We start from the raw sequence: 3,855 nt of genomic DNA on the forward strand, positions 1-3,855 counted from the left end.
ACACCACCTCAGCAAACACATCACCACCCAACCGCCAAGCAGCCCTCAAACCACGAAACACCGGCCCATACACCAACCCACCCTCCGCATACCGCTCATACACACCCTCCACCGAAACCGGCACCGCCCCCACCGGAGGCCACACGGTGAATTCGGCGCCTCCACTCCCATCGACGCCACCTCGCGCCCCGGCCCCCAGCACACCCGTCGCGTGCCGGGTCCATGCCACTTCGCCCGCCGCCTCCTCGCCCCGCGAGAAGACACGGACCGCGCGCACCCCGGAACCACCCTCGGGCGCACCCACCACCACCTGCACCTGCACACCACCACGCGACGGAAGCACCAAAGGCGCCTCCAACGTCAACTCCTCCAACAACCCGCACCCGACCTGATCCCCCGCCCGGATCGCCAACTCCACGAACCCGGTGCCGGGGAAGAAGATGGAGCCGCCCACGACGTGGTCCGCAAGCCAGGGCTGGGTCTGCGCGGAGAGCCGGCCGGTGAAGAGGAAGCCCTCCGAGTCGGCAAGCGCGACGGCCGCGCCCAGCAGCGGATGGTCGGTGGCGCCGAGGCCGATGGCCGCCGGGTCTCCGTGGTCGGTCGGCGTCTGGGACCAGAAACGGCGGCGCTGGAAGGCGTACGTGGGCAGCTCGACCTCGCGGGCACCGCTCCCCTCGAACAGGGCGGGCCAGGCCACTTCGCCGCCCGCGGCGTACAGCAGGCCCAGACCGGCCAGCAGCGACCGCGCCTCCGGGCGCCCCTTGCGCAGCAGCGGTACGCACACCGCCTGCTCCGTGCGTTCCGAACGCTCCGGCTCCTCGGTCTCCGCGAGGCAGGTCCGTGCGAGACCCGTCAGCACCCCGTCCGGGCCCACCTCCACGAACCGTGTCACTCCACGGTCCGCCGCGCTGCGTACCCCGTCGGCGAAGCGCACCGCCTCGGCGACGTGCCGCAGCCAGTAGTCCACCGAGCAGAGGTCCCCCTCGGCGGCCACGTCGCCCGTCACGTTGGACACCACGGCCAGCTGCGGTTCGGCGAACGTCAGGCCTTCCAGGACGTCCCGGAACTCGGCAAGCATCGGCTCCATGAGCGTGGAGTGGAAGGCATGCGACACCTTCAGCCTTGACGTCTTGCGGCCCTGCGCGCGCAGGTGATCCGCGACCTCCTCAACAGCGGCTTCGGGGCCCGACAGGACGACAGACCGCGGGCCGTTCACCGCGGCAAGACCGGCTCCCGCCGACTGCGCGAGCAGCGGCAGCGTCTCCTCCTCGGTCGCCTCGACGGCGATCATCGCGCCGCCCGCCGGGAGTGCCTGCATCAAGCGGCCGCGCGCGGCGACCAGGGTGCACGCGTCGGCCAGAGTCAGGATGCCGGCGATGTGCGCGGCGGCGATCTCGCCGATCGAGTGGCCCATCACGACGTCGGGGTGGACACCCCATGAGGCGATCAGCCGGTACAGACTCACCTCGAAGGTGAACAGAGCAGGCTGGGCGTACTCGGTGCGGTCCAGCAGAGCGGCCTGCGCGGAATCGTCCTTGGCGAACAGCACGTCGTTGAGCGGCAGTTCGAGCAATGGGTCCAGCTGCCGGCAGATCTCGTCCCATGCCTGGCGGAAGACGGGGTACGCCGCATACAGTTCGCGGCCCATGCCGGTCCGCTGCGCTCCCTGGCCGGTGAACAGGAACGCGGTCTTGCCGCCGGTGCGTACGGTGCCCGGCGCCTTGGTCTCTTCGGCGAGGGAGCGCAGTCCTGCCACCAATTCGGCCATGTCCGTGCCGAGTACGGTCGCGCGTCGCTCCAGGGCGCCGCGCTTCGTGGCCAGGGACCAGCCCACGTCCGCCGGGCGGAGTTCGCCGTGCTCCTCCACGTAGGACGCCAGTCGTGCCGCCTGGGCGCGCAGTCCGTCCTCGCCACGGGCGGAGATGACCCAGGGCACGAGAGGGGCCGGCGCGACCGCCGAGTCGCCCGGCGGCACGGCCTCGCACGCCGGCTCGCCCTCGTTGTCGTACGCCGCCTGCTCGATGATCACGTGGGCGTTCGTGCCGCTGATGCCGAAGGACGAGATGCCCGCGCGGCGCGGCCGGTCGGAGTCCCACTCGACTTCCTCGGTCAGCAGCCGCATCGCGCCCGCCGTCCAGTCCACATGCGTGGAGGGTGCGTCCACGTGCAGGGTCTTGGGCAGGACGCCGTTGCGCATCGCCATGACCATCTTGATGATGCCTGCGACACCGGCCGCGCCCTGGGTGTGCCCGATGTTGGACTTGACCGAGCCGAGCCAGAGCGGCCGGTCGGCGGCGCGCTCCTGTCCGTACGTCGCCATCAGGGCCTGCGCTTCGATCGGGTCACCCAGAACGGTGCCCGTGCCGTGCGCCTCGACCACGTCCACGTCCGCGGCGGCCAGCCGGGCGTTGGCGAGGGCCTGGCGGATGACACGCTGCTGAGCGGGGCCGTTCGGCGCGGTGAGACCGTTGCTGGCACCGTCCTGGTTCACGGCGGAGCCGCGTACGTGCGCGAGCACCCGGTGACCGTTGCGCTCCGCGTCCGACAGCCGCTCCACCACCAGGAGGCCCACGCCCTCGCCCCAGGCCGTGCCGTCCGCTCCGGCGGCGAACGCCTTGCAGAGGCCGTCGCGGGAGAGACCGCGCTGACGGCTGAACTCCACGAACGCGGCGGGTGAAGCCATGACCGTCACGCCACCCGCAAGAGCCAGGTCGCACTCGCCGTTGCGCAGGGCCTGGATCGCGAGGTGCAGCGCCACCAGGGACGACGAGCACGCCGTGTCCACGGTCACGGCCGGCCCTTCCAGGCCGTAGGTGTAGGCGATGCGCCCGGACACGATGCTGCCCGAACTGTTGCTGCCCGTGTAGTCGTGGTAGACGAGACCGGCGAACACACCGGTGGCGCTGCCCTTCAGGGTCGCGGGGTCGATGCCCGCCCGCTCGAAGGCCTCCCAGGACGTCTGCAACAGCAGTCGCTGCTGCGGGTCGGTGATGAGGGCTTCGTTCGGGCTGATGCCGAAGAAGTCCGCGTCGAAGTCGGCCGCGTCGTGCAGGAAACCGCCCTTACGCACGTAGGTGGTGTCGGGCCGGGTCTCAGTGGAGTCGTAGAGTCGTTCGACGTTCCAGCCCCGGTTCTCGGGGAAGTCGGTGATGGCGTCGTCTCCGGCGCAGACCAGTTTCCACAGGTCCTCGGGCGATTCGATGCCGCCCGGAAAACGGCAGGACATGCCCACGATGACGATGGGGTCGTCGATGTCGGCGCGCGCGCCGGTCGTCGCCAGGACACCGGCGGCGGCCACGTCCCCGGAGATCTCGGACAACAGGTGGTCCGCGAGGTCGCCGGCGGTCGGGTAGTCGAAGACCAGGGTGGCCGGCAGGCGCAGGTCGGTCGCGGTGTTCAGCGCGTTACGCAGCTCCACCGAGGTCAGCGAGTCGAAGCCGAGGTCGCTGAACGCGCGGTCGGGCGCGATGGCCGCCGGAGTCGCATGGCCCAGGACCGCGGCGACTTGACCCCGCACGAGGTCCAGGACCGCTTCGTGGCGTTCGGACTCGGCGAGCACGGCAAGACGTTGGCCGAGCGAGCCGGCGGCGGCTACCGCGGTCCGCGATGTGGCCTGCCGACGTGCCGGCCGCCCGGTGAGGTGATGGTAGAGGGGTGGGAGTGCCGCCCCCTGCGCCCGCAACGCCTCCACATCAAGACACACCGGAACCAGCGCCGCATCCGCCCGAGCCCCCACCCCGAACAACCGCAACCCATCCGACTCCGACAACGGCAACACACCACCACGCGCCATCCGCGCCACATCACCATCCGACAAACCACCACCCATACCACCCACACCACCCCACAAACCCC

Annotated in this window: 1 protein-coding gene; it reads right to left on the reverse strand. The window is 70.8% G+C overall.

The window, feature by feature from the left end; translation table 11 throughout:
* Positions 1 to 3,855 (reverse strand): beta-ketoacyl synthase N-terminal-like domain-containing protein (locus ACGFW5_RS35245; RefSeq protein ID WP_393838445.1); only part of this gene is annotated, 3,855 nt, incomplete at both ends.

The sequence above is a fragment of the Streptomyces sp. NPDC048416 genome (assembly GCF_043200435.1).
Taxonomy (GTDB): Bacteria; Actinomycetota; Actinomycetes; order Streptomycetales; family Streptomycetaceae; genus Streptomyces.